This window comes from Moraxella pluranimalium (genome assembly GCF_002014825.1).
In the GTDB taxonomy this organism is placed as follows: Bacteria; Pseudomonadota; Gammaproteobacteria; order Pseudomonadales; family Moraxellaceae; genus Moraxella; species Moraxella pluranimalium.
In genome coordinates this window covers 15,667-39,857 of record NZ_MUYU01000009.1, presented here as the reverse complement: position 1 = coordinate 39,857, position 24,191 = coordinate 15,667, and the positions used below count along the sequence as shown (strand labels likewise).

Genomic DNA, 24,191 nt, shown 5'->3' with positions numbered 1-24,191 from the left:
GCTATGAGTTATTTGTTAGGCACGGTCAGCACTTGTCCAATTCTAAGACTGGTATTTGGCTCAAGATTATTCATCTTGGCAAGCTCAGCAGCGCTGATACCATAGCGTCTGGCCAATGAAATCAAGCCATCACCTGCCTTGACGGTATAAGTTGTCGTGGTTTTTGGGATTTTGATACGCTGACCGATGAGCAAATTAGCAGTTGGTGATAGACCATTGAGCGATGCTAATTCTTGTACGCTGACCCCAGAGCGATTGGCGATGGCGGTTAGGCTTTCACCTGCTTTGACGGTGTAGCTATCGGTTGCACGATTGTTGGCTGTGGCTGTAGCGACAGCTTTTGGTGTAGTTGCCTGCTTAGCCGTATTACTTGCCTGCGCTTGAGATTGTGCTGTACTCACGTTTGCACCATTTGGCAGTTTTAATACTTGTCCAATCAGTACATTGTCAGTCACTGATAAGCCGTTTTCGGCTGCTAAGGCTTGTAGCGAGACATTGTATTTACGAGCGATGGCAGTTAAGCTTTCGCCTGCGACAACTTTATGCGTTGCACCACTGCTTGTTGTGCTTGAATTATTAGCAGGTGCTGACTGTGTGCGTGTTGGTGCAGGTGTCTGTTGTGGTTTGACTTTACCTGAGACTAGCCATAGCTTTTGGCCAACAAAAATATGTGAATCAACAGGCAGATTATTATAACTTGCCAATTGCCCCACTGTTAAACCATTGGCAGCAGCCACAGAAGTCAAGCTATCGCCTGTGCGTACTGTGTAGCTTTCGGGTTTGGTGGCGGGTTTTGGTGTAGGTTTTGGCGTGGCGACAGGTTTTGGCTGTGCCTGTGGTTTTGGCGCGGTCGGTGTCTGTGCTGACACTTGGGTTTGTGACTGAGTTTGGTTTTGAGTCTGTACTGACGCTTGGAATGCTGTATTGGATAAATTATCGGTTGAGCCATCATTGAATGATGTAGGCGTAGTATTAGGTGTAGTTTGTACCTGCGGCTGATTGATTTGAGTTTCTGCAATGATGGCAGGCTGGGTGTGGTTCTGAGCAGGTGGTAGTTGTGGCGTTACCACTGGTTGCGACTTTGGCGTACTACCTGCAAAGCTGATGGTTTTGGTTTCGCCACGTGCATCAAGTACAGACTGCCCTGTTTGTACTGCGTTGAGCTCAATATTGCCATCGGTTGGGTTGATGGCTTGAACTTGATTTTTGGTATCTGCTTGAATTTGGGCGGCGATAAAATCACGCTCCGCTTGGCTCAAGGCAGGCTCTTGGATGATGGTGTTGTTTTCGGTGACTTGTGCAATCGTGGTTGGCAAGGTATTTGCCAAAATGAGCTCTTGCTGAGACTGGTTGTTTGCTGCTGCGCCTGATTTTGGCACAACATAGTCGATACTTTGAGCGGGTGCGGTTGCCACATAATCACCCCCAAAACCAAAACCGCGTAATGCCGAAAGCTTGGCATCGATTGAGCTTGGTAGGCTGTCTGGGATGACAATACGATTTGGGCCGATTTCATCCACGCTTTGACTCAGTAGCGCAGGATTGAGTAGCTTAAGCTCATCAATGCTCACGCCTGTTAGTGATGAGACTTCAGATAGGCTGACGCCATAATTGACCGGTACAGTACGAAAATGGCTGTGGTTGGCGATGGCGGGCAAATCAATGCCATAGCTATTTGGCGATTTGACAATTTGTGACACAGCAATAAAGCGTGGCACGTAGTTCATGGTTTCGGTGGGTAGCTTTAGCGACCAATAATCAGTTGGCAAGCCCTGCTCTTGGTTGGCTCTGATGGCTTTTGAGATACGTCCTGGCCCTGCGTTATACGCCGCCAAAGCAAGTTCCCATGAGCCAAATTGATTATATAGACTGGTCAAAAAATCATACGCCGCACGGGTTGACTCAATGACATCACGGCGACCATCATAGCTTGAGCTTTGGTTAAGACCATAGATACGCCCAGTGCTTGGGATAAATTGCCACAAACCAGCGGCGGCGGCATTACTCGTTGCCGTTGGGTCGTATGAGCTTTCAATAATAGGGAGTAGTGCCAATTCGGTTGGGATACCACGACGCTCTGCTTCGGCGACTGTATGATGTAGATAGCGTGATGCACGTGCAGTTAGACGGTTTAGGTAACTTTGACGTGAGTAGAACCAAGATTTTTGGGCTTCGATACGGGCATTATTTACTTCGCTCATGCGATAGCCACGGCGGACACGGTCCCATAGGTTGCCATAGCGTTGCACCGCAAGCTCATCACCTTCTACCATGCTCATATCGGTTGCTTGGAGCAAATCTTCCATGGCATCAAGCAGTTCAGCATCAAGCACGCCTGTATAAGTACCCGAGCTGGTTTGTGGTTGCTGGCGAGTGGTCTGGGGCTTGGTGGTGACGACAGCGGTGGGTTTGGAGCTGCTGACTGTACCTGTGCTGCTACACGCTACCAAAATACAAGAAGAAATTGCAATGCTCAGCGGTTTTAACAATCTGGGTGCTTTGAGTGATTGTGTGGAATAGAACATAAGCAATTTCCTTAATTTGGTATAAAATCAAGCGGTGACAAAGATAATAAAACAATCAAAATAACAAATCAAAATCCAGTCAAGTCATATATGTCTGCGATAATCAAAAGTAGATAATTACATCATAAATAAAATCTGATAAATGCGCTTAATACAATGGATTGATGCTGGATAAACTCGAGCAAATGCTCAAAAGAGTTAATAATGCCTGATTTTTCTAATTTTATCAACCATTTCAATGCAAAAAGCCATAGGTTTTATCTTGGCTTACAAAATAAAACCTATGGCAAAAAAATGCGTAAGAACAATCAGTGGTTAGTCAACAGTCACTTGGGCAACTGAGCGTAGCAGTACGGCGTTTGCACCCGATTGTGAGAGTGTGGCTCGAGATGATGTAGTAATTTTGACAGGTTTACCGTCTTGCGTCCAAGTTTCGGTTGTCGTGACTTGCGCTCTGGCTTGATTGCCAGTAACGACAACATCGCTGATGTTGATGTGATAGCGATAATTGGATGCTTTTGCCCAGCTTTTTTGGAGTAATTGCAGATAACCTTCTTTGTCCAGACTTGTGGTCTTGTTGTTGCGTGATAGCGAGATAATCGCATCATCAGCAATCAGCTTTGAGATTTGGGCGATGTTTTGGTTGTTCGCAGCAGCAGTCATTGCGCTGGCGTAGCCGCCAATGTCTTTTTCGCTGATGGCATAAGCAGGCGTTGTGATTAGGCTTTGCACGCCTAAAGCACCAATAAATAGCCCTAGGCTCAAGCCTTTGCCAAGATTTTTGCCAGAAAGTTTACCCAGTGTGCCAATCGCTGCAGTCAATAGGCTGGCGTTCACGGTTTTTTTGAGAAAATGTCGGGTGTTGTTTTTCATAGGACAACCCTTTGTTGGTCATGCTTGTTATCAAGCCAAAATCATCTGCGATATCCCAAAATAGCTCAGTTAGGCAACACAGATGGTGTCAAATTTATCTACATACTACAATAGCAGGCAAAGCTTAAGCCATCATGGCAAATTGTAACATTTTGTTGCAATTATGGGAAGTCTATGTGCAAAAATAATTGTCTTTTTACACGAAGTGATAATAGCAATCTTTGAGTGGATATATGCCAACCAATACCAAAATCAAAAAAAGGAGCTTGGCGCCCCTTTTTTGTTATGTTTAATTTGATGATTTGTCAGCATCATCCGATGCGTCATCTTGTTCAAGCTTTGCACCTAGGCGCGCCATACGACGATCCATGAGCTGACGAGCCAGCGCCTGCATATCATCGACACGGTCAAATTCATCGACAATCTCAAGACCTAACAAGGTCTCAAGTATATCTTCAAGGCTAACCAAGCCCTTGACTTCGCCAAATTCACCAACGGCAAGCGCGATATGCACGCGTTCTTTGAGCATCAAATCGAGCAAATCAAACAGTTTCATTTTGGCAAATACAAAGCTGATATCACGCTTGAACTGCTTGATTGGCGTATGAATTTCTTGGTTCGCTTTGGCAATGAGCAAATCTGATTTGAGCACAAAGCCTGTGGCATTGTCCAAATCTTCATCAAAAATCGGAAAGCGTGAAAAAGGCAGTTTTGGATGCAGGGCAAAAATATCACCCACAGTCATATGCTGATCAAAAGCAGTCACCACCGAACGAGGTGTAACGATATCTTCGACATTGATCATGCCAAGAGCCAAAGAGTTTTTGATAATGCGAGTCTCAAGCTCACTCATTTGCCCTGAGCTTTCTCCTTGATTGGCAAGCGCCAAAAATTCATGACGATTAAAGCTACTTTCTTGATGACCGCGGGTCAATAGGCGAGAGATTTTTTCGGTAATCCAAATAATCGGCATCAATAACCAGTTAATCGCACGCACATAGTACGCCACAGGTACGGCAAATCGACGCCAATAGGTCGTGCCAAGCGTCTTTGGGATAATCTCTGTACCAATAAGAATGATTAATGTCAGCACACCGCTAAACACCCCAAACCATACATCACCAAAGACAATCACCGCCTGAGCGCCAGCACCAAGTGATCCCAGCGTATGCGCAACGGTATTTAGGGTCAAGATTGCCGAGATGGATTTTTCAATATTGTCAATTTTCACATCTTTTAGTAGTGCGGCTAATTTTGGCTGATCTTCTTGTAGTGTATCAATATATGAAGGTGTCATCGTGAGCAGCACGGCTTCTGACACTGAGCAAATAAACGATACAATCAGCGATAAAGAGATAAAAAAGATCAGTAAAATCAGATTGATACTTGTGCCGCCAAGCTCAAAGCCTGCATGGGCAAGTGTCGGCAAAAATACAGATGCGATGATGGCAAAGGGAATGAATTGATTAAAAAATCGGGTTCGGTGTCGGGACATAAAGGGATAAGATAACAAAAATTAGTGCTCATATTAAGTGAAATTTAGCATAACTGCAAGTATTGATTTGATAAAATCGCCAAAAGCCACGAAAATCCATGCCAGCACCCCAAAAATATGTTATGATATCTGTTATTTTTGTCTTTCGCTTGAGTGTTTGTCGCCAATGATTGGCAGACTTTGGCATTTTTGCGAGCCATTGAATTTGATTGAAAATTGTAAATTTAGGAGTTTTTTATGTTAGATCTATTTATCACTGCTGCTCATGCAACTGCTGGCGCACCAGCTGGACAACAGCCATTTTATATGCAACTTTTGTTGCCACTGGCGTTTGTTGCGATTTTTTATTTTCTAATCATCCGCCCACAATCAAAGCGCAATAAGCAACACAAAGCGATGGTTGATGGCTTGGCAGCAGGCAACGAAGTTGTATTCGCTGGTGGCTTGGTTGGTAAAATCAAAAAAGTTGAAGGTGACTATGCGGTCATCAGCCTAGGTGCAACCGAAGTAAAAATCCAAAAAGCAAGCGTATTGATGGTATTGCCTGCTGGTACTGTTGATAATATCTAATCACTTCTATTGCCAATGCCTGTAATTTTTTTTCGCAGGCATTGTTTGTTTTTCGTTTCGTAAGCCAAAAGCTTACATTGTCTATAAGATTACCCTATGCACTACCCTGCTTGGAAATATATACTCATTGCTGTGGTGCTGATTATTTCTAGCATCTATGCACTACCCAATCTCTATCCTGACGAGCCTGCTGTACAGATTACAGGGGCGACTGCCGGTACAGAACTGACCCAAGAAGTGCTGACTCAAGCCGAAAGCGTGCTGACCAATGCTGGTCTATCACACCATGATGGCAGTTTTGAGAATAACAGTGCTTTGGTTCGCCTAAATACCCCAGAAGATCAGCTAAAAGCGCAAGCAGTGCTACGCCGTGAACTGGGCGATAATTATGTCGTGGCGCTGAACCTTGCCCAAACCACCCCTGAATGGCTCAAGAACTTTGGTGCAAAGCCAATGAAACTTGGTCTTGACTTGCGTGGCGGTGTTCGTTTTGTACTTGAAGTGGATATGGAAAAGGCGCTTGAACAGCGTCTGACAACCACTTCTCAAGAAGTGCGCCGTGCCCTACGTGCCAAACAAATTCCTGTCGCCAGTCTAAAAGCCACCAATAACGGTCTGATGCTCACCTTTGCATCTGCTGATGACCGTAATGCAGCACAAACTACCTTACAAGGCAGTATGGGTGCTGATTTTGCCTTGCGTCCATTGATGGATACCCAAGGCCCAGCACTTGAGATGATTTATACCGACCAAAAATTGCAAGAAATCAGCGAATATGCGGTCAGCCAAAACTTAACCACACTGCGTAACCGTATCAATGAGCTTGGCGTTGCCGAAGCGTTGGTGCAGACTCAAGGCTCAAACCGTATTGTCGTTGAGCTACCGGGCGTCCAAGATACCGCTGAAGCCAAGCGTGTACTTGGCCGTACAGCGAACCTAGAGTTTCGCATGGTGAGCGATTTGGAATCGTCTTATACAGGTGGCGTACCACCTGCTGGCACTGAAGTTTTCCCATTTGGCAGTATTGACGGTCCTCCGGTACTACTGGAACGACAAGCCATTATCACTGGTGAAAAAGTCCAAGGTGCACAGCCGGGTCTGGACGAAAACGGTCAGCCACAAGTCGCTATCACGCTAGATACCGCTGGTGGTAAGCTGATGCAAAATGCTACCAAGACTGCCGTTGGCAAACAGATGGCAGTGCTATTTATCGAGCATAAGCAAAAAATCAGCTACGAAACCGACCCAACCACAGGTGAACAAAAAGAAATTCGCACCCCATATACCGAATCTCGTGTGATTAACCGTGCGACGATTCAGGCGGTGCTTGGTTCATCATTCGTGATTAATGGTCTAGACAGCGATGCAGAAGCTGGCGAACTTGCCCTGCTACTGCGTTCAGGTGCGTTGGCTGCGCCGATGTACTTTGTCGAAGAGCGTACCATCGGTCCTTCACTGGGTCAGGATAATATTGACAAAGGTCTGTTATCTACGCAGATTGGTTATCTGTTGGTATTCTTGTGGATGATTGTATTCTATCGTGGCTTTGGTATGGTGGCAAATATCGCCCTAGCGTTCAACGTCATTATGATGGTTGCTATCATGTCGGTGATTGGTTCGTCATTGACGCTACCGGGTATCGCAGGTATTGTATTGACCATCGGTATGGCGGTCGATGCTAACGTACTGATTTTTGAGCGTATTCGTGAAGAACTTGCCAATGGCGTACGACCAAAAGCTGCTATCGTGGCTGGTTTTGACCGTGCCTTTAGCTCGATTGTCGATGGTAACATCACCACGCTATTGATTGCTGTGATTTTGTTCTCAATTGGTACAGGCCCTATCAAAGGCTTTGCGGTAACGCTTGCTATTGGTAACATCACCTCACTATTTACCGCGATTGTGGTTACTCGTGCTATCATTCATTTGTTGTACGGCTATCGCAAAAATGTCGCTAAACTAAGTATTGGTTAGGAGTCTAAAATGAGTAATGAAAATAACCCAATTGACCCAACCACTCAAGCGTCAGGCGATGCCGTGCGTCGCCGTCGCACAGGCCCACGCCGTGATGGTAAAGGCTCAAACGCCATCGCCAACCAAAATGCTTTGGCAGACCAAGCAATCATTGCTGAAGTGGATGACGTTGCCGAAAAAGCAGGTGGCGTCAAGCTGATTGCCAATCAACGCATCATTCCATTTCTAAAAATCGCAAAGCCAATGATGGCGCTGTCAATCATTGCGACTGTCGCAAGTATTGTGGCATTTTTTGTCAAAGGGCTCAATCTTGGTTTGGACTTCACCGGCGGTGTGTCTGCTGATGTCAAATATGAGCAGTCGGTCGAACAAGTACAAGTGGTTGATGCACTTGCCAAAAATGGCTTTAATGATGCGGTGGTGCAATATCTTGGCACGAACCAAGAGCTGTTGGTACGCCTACCACCGCAAGAGAGCAACGCCGAAGGTCTTAGCCAAGCATTGGCACAAGCGTTAAACCTGCCAAATAATACGGCGATTGTCGATAATATCAACATCATCGGTAGTCAGGTTGGTGGTGAAATCTATACCACATCACTACTGGCTTTGGCAGTATCGCTTGCGATGATGCTGATTTATATCTCAATTCGCTTCCAGTTTAAGCTTGCGATGGGTGCGATGCTATCACTGTTTCATGATGCCATCGTGGTCGTCGGTGTGTTTGCGATTTTTGGCTTTCCATTTGACTTGACGGTATTGGCGGCGGTGCTTGCGCTGATTGGTTATTCGGTGAACGATACCATCGTCGTCTATGACCGTATCCGTGAGAATTTCCGCCGTGTACGTGGCTTGACGCCAAAACAAGTGGTGGATTTGTCATTGACCGAGACACTTCGCCGTACCATCATGACCAGTGGTACAGTACTGATTGTTGTCATTGCCATGCTGTTCTTGGGCGGTGATGGTCTGTACTGGTTCTCATTGGCGCTACTGATTGGTCTGATTGCGGGTACGTATTCATCCATCTATATCGCTAGTGTGATTCCACTGTGGATGGGTCTGTCTCGTGATGACTTTGTCGTCAAGGTCAAGCCAGAGTTTGAAGAAGAAGTGGTGGTATTTGCCGACCCTGACCTTCAAAATAGCAAAGACTGATTGGCTAATCTTTATAAATGCGCTCAAAAGTTGGGCGCATTTTTTTGTTGTGCTGATATCCAAAATCCGCTATCATCAAGACTATCGTTTTTAAGTTTCTATTATCAAGATTTACATGGAGATAAGATGAATCCGATGAATAAAGTAGTCGTGTATTGTGGCTCAAATTTTGGCGATGTACCCGATTATTATCACGCTGCCAAGTTGCTTGGGCAGACACTTGCCAAACAAGGCTCAAGCTTGGTCTATGGCGGTGGCAAGGTGGGCTTGATGGGGGCGATTGCCGATAGTATCTTGGCATCAGGCGGTCAAGCAATTGGCGTGATTCCAAGCTTTTTAAAAGATAAAGAAGTGGCACATCTGGGGCTAAATGAGCTGATTGTTACGCCTGACATGGCAAGTCGTAAGAATAAGATGATTGAGCTGGGTGATGCGTTCATTGCATTGGCAGGTGGAATTGGCACTTATGAAGAGCTGTTTGAAGTGGTGTCGCTTGCTCAGCTTAGACAGCACGCCAAGCCAATTGGTGTGCTTAATACCAACGGCTTTTTTGACCCGCTCATCACGATGCTCAAGCATACCGCCCAAGCAGGCTTTATGCCCCCTGCCAATGTCGATTTGCTATGCGTGAGTGATGATGTTGATGAGCTTTTGCACCTGATGGCGAATTATCAATTTGTCGAAACTCAAAAATGGGTCAAGCCTGACTGGATGGATGAGCATCCCGAGATTCCAAAATTTTAGCCAAAGCTTGAATAAGCGGCTTGCCATCATTGCTATCATGACAATGATGGCAATTTTTTGTGCCCAAATCACAGATTGGCAAGAAATATCAGCGATTTGTACCAAAATATTACAAAAAACACTTGCAATAAAATAAAACGAATGTACACTATATATAATTAAATTTGGCAGTTCAACATACGCTAATTTGGCAAGCGATTGCCCAATTTCAAGTATTTTTTGAACAACTTTAACTGATTTGTCTTGCTGATGCGTGTTGCTCGGCAGTTTTGATTTATGGAAGGTGATGCGATGGACATCAAAAAAATTCGTGAACTTGTTGACCTGATGGAAGAAAAAGACCTATTGAACCTAGAATATGGTCATGATGATAAATACATCAGCCTAACACGAAATACCGCTGTACAGACAGTTGCCGTACCACAAGTTGCGGCCGCACCAGCTACTGCCCCGACTGCCCCTGCTGCCAAGACACCAAGTGGCAAAGTTGAAACATCACCGATGGTTGGTGTGTTCTATTCAGCACCAAGCCCAAATGACCCACCGTTTGTCAAAGTTGGTCAAAAAGTGGAAGCAGGCGATACGCTTGGCATCATCGAAGCGATGAAAATCATGAACCCTTTAGAGGCAACCCAAAGCGGTATCATCGAAGAGATTTTGGTCAGCAATGCTGAAGTGGTCGAATTTGGTCAACCTGTCATCCGCTACAAAGCCTAACAGGAAGTTGCCATGATTAAAAAACTTCTCATTGCAAACCGTGGCGAAATCGCCCTGCGTATCGTGCGAGCGTGCAAACAGCTTGGCATTGCGACGGTGGGTGTCTATTCGACCGCGGACAAGGATTTGATGCATCTGCGTTTTGTTGATGAAGCGGTCTGTATTGGTAATGCCCCATCATCCCAAAGCTATTTGGACATCAATGCCCTACTAGCAGCCGCTGAAGTCACTGGCGCTGACGCCATCCATCCGGGCTATGGCTTTTTGTCCGAGAATGCTGAATTTGCCGAAAAGGTCGAAGAAGCAGGTCTGACTTTTGTTGGCCCACATCCTGAACATATCCGCTTGATGGGTAACAAAGTCTCTGCCATCAATGCAATGAAAGAAGCGGGCGTACCGACCGTACCCGGCTCAGTGGGTGCAATCACCCTAAGCAACGCCGAAGAGCAAGCCCGCAATATTGGCTTTCCATTGATTGTCAAGGCAGCAGCAGGCGGTGGCGGTCGTGGTATGCGTGTGGTTGAACGCTTTGAAGAGCTATTAAACCAAGTCCAAGCAGCCAAAACCGAAGCCCAAAGTGCCTTTGGCGATGATACTGTGTATATGGAGCGTTTCCTAAAAAATCCACGCCACGTCGAAGTGCAAGTGCTTGGCGATGGCAATGGCAATGCTCTACACCTATTTGACCGTGACTGCTCACTACAGCGTCGCCACCAAAAAGTACTCGAAGAAGCACCAGCACCGGGCATCCCTGACGATGTTCGTCAGCCTATCCTAGAAGCGTGCGTGCGTGCGTGTGAGCAGATTGGCTATCGTGGCGCAGGTACATTTGAGTTCTTGTACGAAGACGGTCAATTCTTCTTTATTGAGATGAATACCCGTGTGCAGGTTGAGCACCCTGTGACCGAGATGATTACTGGGATTGATATCGTCGTTGAACAGCTCAAAATCGCTGCAGGCTACGGACTGTCTTATCACCAAGACGAAATCACCATCCGTGGCCATGCCATTGAGTGCCGTATTAATGCCGAAGACCCGAAGACCTTTATGCCAAGCCCGGGTAAGATTCAACAGCTATTTACCCCAAGCGGTTCGGGTGTTCGTTTTGATTCGCACCTGTATCAAGGCTATACCATCCCGACTTATTATGATTCGCTCATTGGTAAGCTGATTTGTCATGCGCAGACACGCCGTCAAGCCATCGGCAAGACCTTGCACGCACTTGATGAACTGGTGGTTGAAGGTATCAAAACCAATATTCCGCTACATCGTGATGTGATTTTGCAAGATGAAGCATTCTGCGAAGAAGCACAGAATATCCACTATCTTGAAGGTCATATGCTACAAGGCAACAAAGAAGAAAAAGCCAAAGCTTAAGTGTAGTACTCTCAAGCCCCAGTACTCTCAAGCCCCAGTACTCTCAAGGCTTAGTTAAGCGGTCGATATTTCTGATATCGACCGTTTTTATATATTTCATCAAGTTGTACACACTTATCCACCCTGCCATCTCCGTTGTCCTATCATTTTTTTGATTTGTGAAAAAAATCAAGCCTATTGCTAGGCTTGATTGATAGATGAGATTGAGCGTAATGATATGCTTATTGATTATCAGGCATATCGACAGGCTCAACCGGTGCATCTGCAGGTGCATCGCTTGGTTCAAGCAGTTCGGTTTCATCATAGATAGGCGCTTCAGATTCACCTGTGATGAGTGCGAGCATGGCTTTTAGGTATTTATCATCACCTGTTTTGAGTCGTTCAATCAGCTCATTGCTATAGTCAAACAAGTTGATACTATTGGCATCGGTTGGGGTCACGGCATGGGTAGGTAAGCGTGCAAAGACAGGCTTGGCTGATGGTGTGATGGTGGTGAACAAATCCATCAATACAGGTTGCTGGCTTGAGATAGTATCTTGCGATAGCTGGCCGCCTTTTAGCTTGGTATTTGTCAGGTATTGACGCTGATGAATCCAATTCACACGATTGGCTTGAATACCATAATGCGACAACGGTGCATAAGGGGTTGGCGTGCTGACAGCATTTGGCGAGCTGATATAGTTATCCGATACACCTGCCAAATAAGCCAGTAAAATATTGAGCATCAGCTGGCTATTGAGTTTGGTTGTAGGCTGTGTATCAATGCTTGGTTTGTCAGTTGCTACTTCGCTGACGACAATCAGACTCTCACCATCAGCAATCACCCGATCGTCCATGGTCATTTGTGGGATAAGCGATGGATAAGCTTGCAAAATGCCATTGTACAAGGTATCTGCAAAGACATAATCGGCAAATCGCTTGGCGTCTTCGCTTGGATTGCTTTGGACGATGGTTGGGCTTTTTTGGATGATTGAGAGTACATCGGTTGGCAGATTTTGGCTAAGATACGGTGTTTGTAGCATGGTATCAGCATCGACATAACGAAACGATGTCGCATCCAAGCTCAAAAAACTCTCTTTTTTGGCTTGAATCAATAGCTTCATAAAGGTCTTGGCAAAATCATCAGGCAAGCTACCATCATTGAGCGGTAGTTTTAGCCATTTATTTTGCCATTGATTGCCAAGTTTTTTGTCCAATAATTCACTATTAATCATCGCAAAATTATCTGCCCACAGATAAATATCGCCATTTTTTAGGTCAACATGGATTGGCTGATTCAGATGCGTGCTGATATTTTTGGCTTGATAATCAAAGCTTGGTAAAGCGGTGAACACCCCTGCCAATGGCTGATATTGCCCCTTGACTTGGATGTGTGTCGGCTCAAATAAGTACGCCTTGGCAAGCTCGGCTTTTTTGGCGTCTAGTGCTGTGTGGTCGCTGTCATAGTCGGGCAAGTAGTCGCTATTAGGCTGGGTGCTTTGGGTATCTTGGTCGAATGCTTGCATTTCTTGATACAATAAATCAAACTGTGATTCGGTATCCATATCGGCAGTTTTGTCAAAAAATGCATCAAAATCAAATTCCTTAAGCCCAGTCAAATCACCCCGTGCATCTAAGCAGTCTTTATAGGCTTGCTTAATGGCTTCATGCTCATCACCTGCTGTGATATCTTCGGCTTTTTTGCCTTGTTCTGCCATCAGTTTTTTGGTCAGGGCGATATAGGCTTGGTCGTGTTCATCTTCGCAGACGACTGATTTATCTTCACTGGCTTGTTTTTGTTCGTCGCTGGCATTGGCGAGCGCATCTTCACGGATGGCATTGGAAACATAGACATCGGTTTGATAGCCAAATGAGCTACGCAATTGCCCTGTCATCGCATCACCAAGCGCACTTTGGGCATCGGCAGAGTTGCTTGCAACAGGCTGTGTCGTCGCACAGCCTGTTGCAAGCACGGCAATGACACCGAGCGTAATGGGCTTAAGCGACAGAGATTTGTTTGTTGATTTTAATAACTTCATACACTATCCTTAATATTTTAATGACAAATCACTTGTCCATCATCATCAAAGCTGCACTGTGTCTCGCCAGATGCAGGCTCACCCATAGCGGCAGCGGCATCTGTTGCGGCTCGTGCAGCAATAGTTGGGCTAAACTCATACTGCTCACGAGTATCTATGGCAAGTGATTTGAGCGTATTTTCTTCACGAATCTTGGCAAGCCATGCATTACCATCTACGGCATCGCCTGCTTGGGCGAAGCTTTGGGTGAACTGCTTGGCATAAGCATGGTCAATCATCTTGGTGCTGTAGCGAGTTTGCCCTACCGTCTGCAGGCGCAGATTTTGCATTTGATCATCCATCGTCTGTAGTGATTGCAGACCAATCAGTTTGCCACGCCCATCAAGATAGTAGTAAAGACTGCTATCCATGCCAATTGGCAAAATCGATTCAAATAGCGCAAACAGACTGCCAACATCGCTTGTGTGATAGCCTTGATTGATCAGCACCCAGTTATCGACGACTTGTTTGAGCTTGGCGGCATCTAGCTTATCATTTTGGTCATCGGATGGCTGATCAGATTCGGTAACGCTTGGCAATGCATCAGCTGTATCGCCTACATCTGCACTATCTATATCTGCACTATCGGCATCTGCTTTGGCTTGATACAATTCAGGGTGTGCGTCGATATAGGCTTTTAAATCATTTGCCAATTGCTTACTGACAATGCCAAACATCTTACCCATATCTTTTGAGCTTAGGTTGAGTTTAATCACTTGGCTTGCGCCGATTTGTTTGGCATAAGCATCATGCGTCATCGCCATCGGGGTGAATCGCTCGCCATCAAGCTCACTAACGCTGAGCAAAAATGCACGATTGAGCGCATCATAAATCACAGGCAGTGGCAATACGCCTTGTAGCTCACTTGGTAGGCTGAATTTCACCAAGCCATTTGGCATATCAGCAGGCAGTGGTGCGTGTTTTGGGCTGACCAGTGCAATCAATGGCAAAGCAGCTGAAACATCAGCAGTCAGTTGCTGCTGATTAAAATCCATCGCCACAGGCAGTTGTATCGACTGATCTGCGGTCGCTGAATGATAATCAAATGCCAATAGCGTGTTAAGCTTTTTTTGGCTTGGCTGATGATGACTGATGACGGTCATCACGGTGTTGTTGTATTGATAAGCGTTCTTGGCATCGAGCTGTTCGGGTGATTTTTTCATATAATCCAGCATCGATGACATCATATTGGTGTACAGTCCGCCCATGCCATTGGTAGGAATTGGTAAATCTGGCAAAGCTGTGGTGCTATCTGCTGATGCATCCGATTTGCCTGCTGTTTTCATCTGCTTATAGGCATCAAACCAAGTGCCAAAACGGCTCTTTGGCTCGTATTCACTGTCATAATCACCATAAAACGCTGCGGTATATTGTGAATACAGCGAGCTGACTTCATCAGGGGTAGTTGGTTTGGTAATCGGTGTATCAGGCGTTTGCCCTAGCCCATCATACACGCCTGTCGCCAAGCAATAACTAGTGTCATATACTGCTTGTGCATAAGACTCGGCATCATTGCGGTAGGTTTTGTTTTGGGCTTTTAGGGTGTCAATCACGGTGTGATGCTTGGTTGAGCATTGGCGCAGATTGGCATAGGCGTTGAGTGCAGGTTTGGACATCCCATTGCCAATATAGGTATATGGCTCGACATCGGCGCTGTAATAATAAGCTTGGCTACACGCCCAATAATTGAGCCAAACGGTATCATACAGCTGATAGTGCTTATCAGTTAGGGATTTGTGCTGACGATTGGGTGATAAGATATGCCCGATATCGGTTGTAAAATTCAGCGCGCATTGGCGAATTTGCCCGATGTCTTGTTTTTGATAACCTTGAGCGTGCATTTGAATCTCATCAATGCTTTGATTGTGCTCAGTGATACAGTCATTCATCTGATTGATGATGGTTTTCACCGCTTTATCATTGCTTGTGGCGGTCGGCTTGGCTTTGATGACATCATCAAGCTCACTGGATAAGTCGCCCAAGCACAGTCTTAGATCGGCATAATTATCTCTGATTTTCTCATTAACTTCTTGATACTCAGCGCCCATCCCCACTTCACGACTGATGACATTCTCAGGTATGATGCCTGCTTTTTCGTCGTCGTATCTCAGATAAGGCAAATCGCCACTTTCGTCAGCATAAGTTTCGTTCGTGCGATAGGCATCGCTTTTATAATTGGCATTATCCTGTGTGCTTTTGTACTCATAAGTTTTTAGCGCAGTCATCCACAGCGGATCTGACCCTGCATCAATACTGCCTGCATGATTGATCGGCATGGCTTTGTAGTGATAAGTGGATAGCACATAGCGTTCACTGTTTAGATAGTCGCTGATGGCACTGACTAGGCTTGACTTGGCTTGATTGGACGCTGTGTCTGCATTGTCGCTAAATAGCAGACGGGCTGAAGTCGCCTGCGGTGCTTGTACAGCCCCGCTATTGGCGCAAGCACTCAGCAAAGCAGTCGTAATCAATAGACAGCTTGTCTTGAGCACAAATCCTTTGGTGGGTTTATTTATCATAGACATAGGACTTCCTGTAAGATAATGCAAATTGTTGTTATTGTATCATCATTTATCCTGCTCTGCTACCGAGTAGCCTGTATAAAGCACAAAAAAGACCTTGTATATTCACAAGGTCTTTTTGATACAAAGATTAGATAAATTTGGTAATTACCTTGAGTGGTAAATATTTCATCCCAAGTCCAATCGGTAGCCACGGCCAAGCAGGGACATAGGCTTCATCGACTTTGGCTTCGATGGCTTTGATGATGACTTCTGCCCCTTCTTCTTCTTCGATTTCAAAAGGCAAATATTTAGCACCGATGTTCAAATCAGTACGCACATAGCCGGGGTAGATGGTCGATACCGTGATGGGTAGTTTTTCTTTAATCATATCGGCTCGGATACCTTCGGCAAGGCGAGCTAAGCCTGCTTTGGCAGCAGCATAAGTGGTCAAATGACGTGGCAAGCCACGCACGGCTGACATACTTGAGATGACGACCAGCTGACCGCTGTTTTGGGCACGAAAAATCTGCATGGCAGCTTCGCACTGTGCGATGGCAGCGATAAAATTAGTCTCAGCGGTCGCACGGTTGATGTTAAATCTGCCATGACCGATGACACGGCTATCACCTACGCCAGCATTAACGATGATTTTATCCAAGACGCCCGCATCACTGGCGAATGCGTCAAAGACCTCAAAAATCTGATCATAATCCGTCACATCCAATCGCTTGGTATGAACCTTGATGCCATACTCGGCTTCTAGTTCAGCTTTTAGGGCATCTAGTCGCTCAAGTCGTCTAGCACAGATTGCCAAATCATAACCCAAAAAGGCAAACTTACGCGCCATCATCGCACCAAGACCACTACTTGCACCTGTGATGAGTACAGTTTTGCCTGCACCGATACCACGGATATCGTTTAAGTCCTTGATTTTACCGAATTGATTGGCGATTGTACGACCAAATTTATCGGCACGGGCAAATAATTCTTCTAATTTTTTCATCTAAGCATCCAATGATACAAAACGGCTATTGTAGCATATTTTGTGTGGCGTGTGTTGAGCGTGACCTAGCAGTCAAAGTTGCTTGGCCATAGCTTATGGACGGTTCAAGCTGTTGATGGCTTGATTGGTTAGCTGAACTGTCTTGTCAATAGCATTGGCGATGCTACTACTGACTTGATCTGCCAAACCTAATTTCTCCGCCAACGTTGGCTTGGTACGGGTATGTAATGCATAGACATTGTGCTTATCAAGTAATGACAAAATATAGGCATCAGATGTGGCGATTTCATCAATCAAACCCAAATCCAGTGCATATTGACCAAACCAAATCTCCCCTGTGGCAATCTTCTCAACTGCCAAGCTTGGGCGATGCTTGGCAACAAATGCCTTAAATAGCTCATGAATACGCTCAAGATCTTCTTGGTATTTAGCTCGATCTTCATCGGTATTTTCGCCAAACATCGTCACTGTACGCTTGTATTCACCTGCGGTAAATTGCTCAAAGTTCACATCATGCTTTTTCAAAAACTCATGGAAATTTGGTAATTGGCTCACCACGCCCACCGAGCCAAGCACGCCAAAGTCGCTTGCGATAATCTTATTGGCGGTACACGCCATCATATAGCCACCGCTAGCAGCGATTTTATCCACGCAGACAGTCAGCGTCAGCCCTGCTTCTTTGATGCGTACAAGCTGTGCTGCTGCCAAGCCATAGCTTGAGACTTGACCGCCGCCACTTTCTAGGCGTAGCACGACTTCATCGCCTGCTTTGGCGATACTGATGATATTGCTAATCTCTTCACGCAGATGTGCCACTGCACTTGCTTTGATATCGCCATCAAAATCAAGCACATAGATGGTTTTATCATCTTTGGCGCTTGGGGTGTCATCGGCTGGCTTAGCTTTATTTTTAAGCAATTTTTTCAGCTTGGCAAAGCCACAAGCCTTGCCATCTGTTTGTTTGATGATGTCTTCAAAGTGCTTTTGCGACTGTTCTTGAGCTTTGTTCAGATGGATGATTTGTAATTCGACAGGTTTTTTGGATTGAAATAGCATAATTGTCTCAAATTCTACATAATAAATACATGATTTATCAGATGGTGGCGCTGTGGCACAATTTAAAGGTGCTTTACAAAAAAACACATAAGACACAAATCAGCCTTTGTGTCTTATGTGTCAAAATTGGGCTATTTATCCCGATTAAGATTTTTTAGACCGATGCCACGGATACGCCCCTTGCTATCAACATCACGGACGATGAGCGACCATGAGTCATTTAGGCGAATTTCATCGCCTTTGACAGGTTCAGTGTTAAACTGGCTAAGCATATACTCTTCGACGGTCAGATTTTGTGCTTCGGTCAAGCGATTAATCAGCTCATCATCAATGCCTGATAAGCCTGTGACCGTCGGCGCAACGGTGAATACATCAAGCGCACTGGCTACAGGTGGCAGACGACCTAGACGGCTATTATTGAGCGTGCGTGTCGCCACATTATAAAACGGCAAATCAGCAATCAGTGCGTGTGGCGATAGTAGCCAATCGCCATAAAATTCGCTATTTTTTTGGTATTGGGTAGCGGTGTTATTAAAAATCTTGGCGATATTGGCAGCATGGTCGCCGCGGATAGCGTACCAAACGACATCGCCCATTTTTAGGATGGTTTCGTCATTGACGGTCAGCAGTCGCTCATTACGCACGACAGCAAACACCGAAATCTCATTGGAATTAACCTTGCTTGAGATACTTTGTGGATGGCGACCGATGGCAAATGCCCCTGCTTTTACTTCAAATTCATATAAGGTGATATTGGCTTGGTCACCCACCCAAATCTCATGCTCGGCTTTTGGCTCGTGGTCGGTCGGTACCCAAACACGGAACAGTCGAGACATCATCGGAATGGTCGTCCCTTGTGCAAGTAATGATAAAATCACCACGCCAAAGGTAATATTAAACGCCAAATCTGCGCCCGGTACTTGCATCGTCACAGGAATGATGGCAAGCGTAATCGGTACTGCCCCGCGCAGACCAACCCACGAAATAAAACCAGTCTCACGCCAACCAAAGCGAAACGGCAACAAGGATGACGCCACCGCAAACGGACGAGCAACAAATAGCAAGAATAAGAAAATCAGCAGGGAATAATGCCACACTTCCAAGATGCTAGATGGCTTGACAAGCAATCCCAAGACCACGAACAGCCCCGCTTGAGATAGCCAAGCAAAACTGTCCATCACGCGCAAGACGTGCTCTGTTGCCCGCACTTTGGTATTGCCAATCACCACACCGGCAAGATACACCGCCAAAAAGCCCGAGCCGCCCAGCATATTGGTCGCACCAAATACCGCAAGCCCTGCCGATAGGATTAAGATGGCATACATCCCTTCTGCCAAATAGACCTTTGGCAGTAGTCGAGACAAGCCCCAGCCAGCAATCAATCCTGAAATCAAGCCGATACCGATTTGACTAATCAGCATCAACGCAATATCGCCAATGCCTTGACTTGCAGGGTCAAGATTGAGCGCAATCATCGCTGTGACAAGCAAAATCGCCAACGGGTCGTTAGCACCTGACTCAATCTCAAGCGTTGCTTGCACACGGTCATTGAGCTTGACACCGCCATTACGCAGTAGCGAAAAGACAGCCGCCGCATCGGTTGAACCGACGATTGCCGCCATCAACACGCCCAAACGCCAATCCACATCCAATAGCCAAGTGGCAAACACGCCAAGCACCATCACTGTCGCCAGTACGCCCCAGCTTGCCAACGTCACCGCAGGCTTTAGACCCACACGAAACGACTGCAACGATGTACGCAAACCACCGTCAAGCAAAATGCACGCAAGCGCCGCCTGCCCCATAAAGTTGGCAAGGTTATAATCGGCAAATTGAATGCCCATGACCCCTTCTTCACCAGCGAGCATCCCCACTGCCAAGAACAACAGCAATAACGGTACGCCAAGACGTGCCGATAAGGTGCTTGTCATGATACTCACAAAAATGAGTAAGGCTGCAACAACGTAGATAAAGTTCAAGGTGTCCATCGGTGGCAATATTCCTTATGATTTTGTTTATTAAATCAGACTAATCATCGGCTATAGTCAACGATTTGCTTAAAGGCGTATAAGACGCTTTGTCGTTTGGCAAAAATACTGTCATAAATTTGCCTTATAAATATAACAATTACAACAACTTTACCGCAATTTGGCATTCAAGTAATATCAGCAAAATCATCAGCAGTAAAGACTTGTATAATCCTATCACAGCTTGACAAATTAGACCACCGATAAATTAACTTTTTTAAATTGAATTTGCCAAATTTGCCGATTGATTTGAATGATAGCCGATGATTGGTTGGCAAATAGTGATTTTGGGTGCTTATTAAGTGGTTTTGGTTGCCGTCAGTTTTGGCTAGTTGATGATATTGCATCAAGATTGGCGGTGCTGATGATTTGTTATGCAACTTTTTTGTATAAATTCTTGCAAAAATGTCCGCCAATCACTTGCACCAAAATTCATTACAAGGCATAATGTATGGTTTACAAATACTATTAATCGTGATGGACAAATTCCAACGGGCAAATAAGCACCAAGATGGGAAATTGTGCCATTGTTTCATTTTCTTAAGGCAAAAATTCTATGATGCGTAGCACATATTGCGGTCAAGTGACCGAAGAGCTGATTGACCAAACCATTACCATTGCAGGCTGGGTACATCGTCGTCGTGACCACGGTGGCGTGATTTTCCTAGATATGCGTGATCGTGAAGGCTTATTGCAAGTGGTCATCGACCCAGATACCCCAGAAGCATTCGCCACTGCTGATGCTGCTCGTTCAGAATATTTGCTAAAAATCACTGGTCGTGTGCGTCGCCGTTATGCGGGCACCGAGAACCCAAATATGGTGAGCGGTCAGGTTGAGCTATTAGGCAAAGAGATTGAGCTACTTGCCAAAGCAGACACCCCGCCATTCCCGCTAAACGATGACAACATCACCGTCTCAGAAGAGCTACGCCTAAAATATCGCTTCCTAGATATGCGTCGCCCAGAGATGCAAGAGCGTATGAAATTCCGTGCCAAAGCCACTTCGACCATCCGTCGCTATCTAGACGATCATGGCTTTTTGGACGTTGAGACGCCCGTACTGACCCGTGCGACCCCTGAAGGTGCTCGTGACTATCTCGTACCATCTCGCACCCGTCAAGGCAACTTCTTTGCGCTACCACAATCACCACAGCTATTTAAGCAGCTATTGATGGTGGCAGGTTTTGACCGTTATTATCAAATCGCTAAGTGCTTCCGTGACGAAGACTTACGTGCTGACCGTCAGCCTGAATTTACACAGGTGGATATTGAGACATCATTCCTATCAGACGAAGAAATCATGGATATCGCCGAAGGCTTGACCAAAGATTTGTTCAAAACCATGCTGAATGTCGAATTTGACAAATTCCCACGCATGACTTATGCCACAGCGATGCGTGATTATGCATCAGATAAGCCCGATTTGCGTATTCCATTAAAACTCGTTGATGTCGCTGACATCATGCAAGGCGTTGAATTTAAAGTATTCTCAGGCCCAGCTCAAGATCCAAAAGGCCGTGTCGCTGCCCTGCGTGTACCAAATGGCGCAGAGATGAGCCGTAAGCAGATTGATGACTATACCAAGTTTGTCGGCATCTATGGCGCTAAAGGCTTGGCGTATATCAAAGTCAATGACGCCACCAAAATCAACAATGGCGTTGATCAAGAATCAGGCCTACAATCACCAATCATCAAAAACATGACTGATGAAGTATTGGTTGAGCTAATCAAGCGTACCGAAGCACAAACTGGCGATATCATCTTCTTTGGCGCTGACAAAGCCAAAGTCGTCAATGATGCAATGGGTGCGCTACGTGTCAAAATTGGTACTGATTTGAATTTATTCACCTGCGAATGGGCACCGCTATGGGTCGTTGATTTCCCAATGTTCGAAGAAACTGATGATGGCAAATGGACTTCGGTTCACCATCCATTCACCCGTCCAAAAGGTTCAGTCGAAGAGCTAAAAAACAGCCCAGAAACTGCCCTATCGATCGCTTATGATATGGTGCTAAACGGTACCGAAATCGGTGGTGGTTCATTGCGTATCAACACTGTTGAGATGCAAGAAGCGGTCTTTGATGCGCTAGGCATCTCAAAAGAAGAAGCCGAGCTGAAGTTTAAGTTCCTAATGGATGCGCTACGCTTTGGTGCGCCGCCGCACGGTGGTTTGGCATTTGGTCTGGATCGCTTGATTATGCTGATGGTGGGTGCAAGCTCAATCCGTGACGTGATCGCCTTCCCGAAAACCAAAACCGCTGACTGCCCATTGACCGAAGCGCCTGCTGCTGTGGATAATAAGCAGCTGCGTGAGCTTGGCATCCGTGTCCGTGAAAAAGAAAAATCAGAATAATCACTGATGGCTCTTGGTTTTATCAAGTACATTCCGCTGTCAGCCCTACATGGGTTGGCGGCTGTTTGTGCTTATTTTTCACATACTTTTAAGCTGAGTATCTATCGCAGCATCTATGCCAACTTGATTTTGGTTTATCCTGATATGGATGCAGGCGAACGTCATCAGCTTGCCAAGCAGACGCTCAAGCATCAGCTCATCAGCGCTGTTGATAGTGTCAAATGTTGGGCAATGCCCCCTGAATGGTCTGCCAAGCAGATTACAAAGGTGAATAACATTGAGATACTCGAAGCTGGCTTTGCTGATCCCAAAGGGATGCTACTGATCGTGCCACACTTGGGCACATGGGAGATGATGAATGCGTGGATCAATACCTATGGTTCGCCAACCATCATGTACAAACCCATCAAAAATGCACAAGTGGATGCATTTATCCTAGCAGGTCGTGAACGACTCAATGCAACCTTAGTGCCGACTGATGGCACGGGGGTTAAGGCGATTTTTAAGACGCTTAAAGATGGTGGCTTTAGTGTTGTGCTACCTGATCATGTGCCCGATCCATCAGGGGGTGTGATTGCACCATTTTTTGGGATTGAGACCATGACCAGTACGCTTGCGCCCAAGCTTGCCGCCAAAACTGGGTGTGCCCTAGTGGGGCTTAGCTGTATCAAGCGTACCGATGCTGATGGCTTTGAAGTGTTTTGTTATCGATTGGACGACCCACAGCTGTATGACAAAGATGTCAAGGTGGCAACGACTGCGCTCAATCGTGCGATGGAGCAGATGATTGCACCGCATTTTTGTCATTATATGTGGGGATATCGACGGTTCAAATCGACACCTTATGCCGAAAATCCCTATCTACTGCCTTGTGACGAACTACAAGCAGTTGCCAAACGGCTACATCAACGCAACAAGGATACGCCATGACAGACACCAATTACATCATCTGTATGAAATGGGGCACCAAATACGGCGCAGAATACGTCAATCGTCTGTATAATATGGTGGCTCGTAACATCACCCTGCCATTTACGATGGTGTGCCTGACCGATGACACCACAGGCATCCGTGATGAAGTGGTCTGCTATCCGATTCCTGAGCTGAATTTACCCAGCAATATCCCCGAGCGTGGCTGGAAAAAACTCACTACCTTTAAGCCTGATTTATACGGCCTAAAGGGTATGGCACTGTTTTTGGATATTGATATCGTCATCGTTGATAATATTGACTGCTTTTTTACGCACAAGGCCGAGCATGATGACAGCGTGATGATTATCCGTGACTGGAAAAAGCCGTGGCGCATGGTGGGTAATAGCTCTGTGTATCGCTTTAAGCTTGGCTATAATACTTATCCGCATTTGCTTGAGTATTTTGAACAAAACTTTGAAAAAATTCGCAGTGAAGTGCGTCATGAACAGGCTTTTTTGTCCAATTATCTGCGTGAGCACCATCACCTAGAATATTGGGATGCATCATGGTGTGTAAGCTTTAAATACCACTGCCTGCACAAGATTCCTTTGGCGTATTTTTTACCGCCCAAAAAACCTAGCGATGCCAAGATTGTTATTTTTCATGGTGAAATCAATCCACCCGATGCCATCAAAGGCGGTGGTGGTAAATGGTATCGCTATGTATTGCCGAGCGATTGGATTAAAGATGCTTGGCAGTAATGCTAAGCTTTAAAAGCGTTCATCATGAGCGCTTTTTTGTGCTTGAATGTATGGCTAAAATTGGTTTGGACAGCAAAAAAAGGCGTCT

At 45.8% G+C, this 24,191-nt stretch carries 17 protein-coding genes; 9 read left to right on the top strand and 8 right to left on the bottom strand.

Annotated features, from left to right (window positions below; genetic code table 11):
- Nucleotides 1-8: 8 nt before the first annotated feature.
- The 3 genes from B0680_RS03875 to B0680_RS03865 form a co-directional block, all read right to left on the bottom strand.
- Complete coding sequence (locus tag B0680_RS03875; protein WP_078253743.1) at nt 9-2,525, bottom strand: LysM peptidoglycan-binding domain-containing protein; 2,517 nt, start codon at nt 2,523-2,525, stop codon at nt 9-11.
- 315 nt (nt 2,526-2,840) lie between these two features.
- On the bottom strand, nt 2,841-3,398 hold the full coding sequence (locus tag B0680_RS03870; RefSeq protein ID WP_078253742.1) for a nuclear transport factor 2 family protein: 558 nt from the start codon (nt 3,396-3,398) through the stop codon (nt 2,841-2,843).
- 289 nt (nt 3,399-3,687) lie between these two features.
- Entirely contained in the window at nt 3,688-4,893 is a 1,206-nt protein-coding gene (locus B0680_RS03865) for a CNNM domain-containing protein (RefSeq protein WP_078253741.1), read from the bottom strand.
- Between the two features lie 237 nt (nt 4,894-5,130).
- Here B0680_RS03865 and yajC point away from each other — a divergent pair, with 237 nt between their 5' ends.
- The 6 genes from yajC to accC all read left to right on the top strand — a co-directional run bounded on the left by yajC (nt 5,131) and on the right by accC (nt 11,430).
- Nucleotides 5,131-5,463 (top strand): preprotein translocase subunit YajC, encoded by a 333-nt coding sequence (yajC, locus tag B0680_RS03860; RefSeq protein ID WP_078253740.1) that lies wholly within the window; start codon nt 5,131-5,133, stop codon nt 5,461-5,463.
- 96 nt (nt 5,464-5,559) lie between these two features.
- Nucleotides 5,560-7,437: a protein translocase subunit SecD gene (gene secD, locus B0680_RS03855; RefSeq protein ID WP_078253739.1), complete on the top strand. Its 1,878-nt coding sequence runs from the start codon at nt 5,560-5,562 to the stop codon at nt 7,435-7,437.
- Between the two features lie 9 nt (nt 7,438-7,446).
- Complete coding sequence (gene secF, locus B0680_RS03850; RefSeq protein WP_078253738.1) at nt 7,447-8,592, top strand: protein translocase subunit SecF; 1,146 nt, start codon at nt 7,447-7,449, stop codon at nt 8,590-8,592.
- Between the two features lie 126 nt (nt 8,593-8,718).
- A complete protein-coding gene (locus tag B0680_RS03845) occupies nt 8,719-9,336 on the top strand; it encodes an LOG family protein (protein WP_078253737.1) in 618 nt (205 codons plus the stop codon).
- Nucleotides 9,337-9,627: 291 nt separating this feature from the next.
- Nucleotides 9,628-10,053, top strand: coding sequence for an acetyl-CoA carboxylase biotin carboxyl carrier protein (accB, locus tag B0680_RS03840; RefSeq protein WP_078253910.1), 426 nt, complete (start codon nt 9,628-9,630; stop codon nt 10,051-10,053).
- Between the two features lie 12 nt (nt 10,054-10,065).
- On the top strand, nt 10,066-11,430 hold the full coding sequence (accC, locus tag B0680_RS03835) for an acetyl-CoA carboxylase biotin carboxylase subunit (protein WP_078253736.1): 1,365 nt from the start codon (nt 10,066-10,068) through the stop codon (nt 11,428-11,430).
- A gap of 221 nt (nt 11,431-11,651) precedes the next feature.
- Here the strand turns inward: accC and B0680_RS03830 are convergent, their stop codons facing one another.
- The 5 genes from B0680_RS03830 to B0680_RS03810 all read right to left on the bottom strand — a co-directional run bounded on the left by B0680_RS03830 (nt 11,652) and on the right by B0680_RS03810 (nt 20,038).
- Nucleotides 11,652-13,448, bottom strand: coding sequence for a hypothetical protein (locus B0680_RS03830; protein ID WP_078253735.1), 1,797 nt, complete (start codon nt 13,446-13,448; stop codon nt 11,652-11,654).
- Nucleotides 13,449-13,465: 17 nt separating this feature from the next.
- Nucleotides 13,466-16,012: a hypothetical protein gene (locus B0680_RS03825; protein WP_078253734.1), complete on the bottom strand. Its 2,547-nt coding sequence runs from the start codon at nt 16,010-16,012 to the stop codon at nt 13,466-13,468.
- A 127-nt stretch (nt 16,013-16,139) separates the two neighbouring features.
- The gene (locus B0680_RS03820) at nt 16,140-16,994 is read right to left on the bottom strand and encodes an SDR family oxidoreductase (RefSeq protein WP_078253733.1); all 855 of its coding nucleotides are present in this window, start codon (nt 16,992-16,994) and stop codon (nt 16,140-16,142) included.
- A gap of 93 nt (nt 16,995-17,087) precedes the next feature.
- Entirely contained in the window at nt 17,088-18,050 is a 963-nt protein-coding gene (gene sohB / locus B0680_RS03815; RefSeq protein ID WP_078253909.1) for a protease SohB, read from the bottom strand.
- Between the two features lie 131 nt (nt 18,051-18,181).
- A complete protein-coding gene (locus tag B0680_RS03810; protein ID WP_078253732.1) occupies nt 18,182-20,038 on the bottom strand; it encodes a potassium/proton antiporter in 1,857 nt (618 codons plus the stop codon).
- Between the two features lie 595 nt (nt 20,039-20,633).
- On the opposite strand from B0680_RS03810, the gene aspS reads away from it, so the two are divergent.
- Genes aspS through B0680_RS03790 form a run of 3 tightly spaced genes read left to right on the top strand, consistent with a single transcriptional unit; the run spans nt 20,634 to nt 24,103 of the window.
- A complete protein-coding gene (gene aspS / locus B0680_RS03800) occupies nt 20,634-22,430 on the top strand; it encodes an aspartate--tRNA ligase (protein ID WP_211271254.1) in 1,797 nt (598 codons plus the stop codon).
- 6 nt (nt 22,431-22,436) lie between these two features.
- Complete coding sequence (locus tag B0680_RS03795; protein ID WP_078253730.1) at nt 22,437-23,360, top strand: lysophospholipid acyltransferase family protein; 924 nt, start codon at nt 22,437-22,439, stop codon at nt 23,358-23,360.
- A complete protein-coding gene (locus B0680_RS03790) occupies nt 23,357-24,103 on the top strand; it encodes a glycosyltransferase (RefSeq protein ID WP_078253729.1) in 747 nt (248 codons plus the stop codon). The genes B0680_RS03795 and B0680_RS03790 overlap by 4 nt, the downstream gene beginning before the upstream one ends.
- The last annotated feature ends 88 nt before the right edge of the window (nt 24,104-24,191 follow it).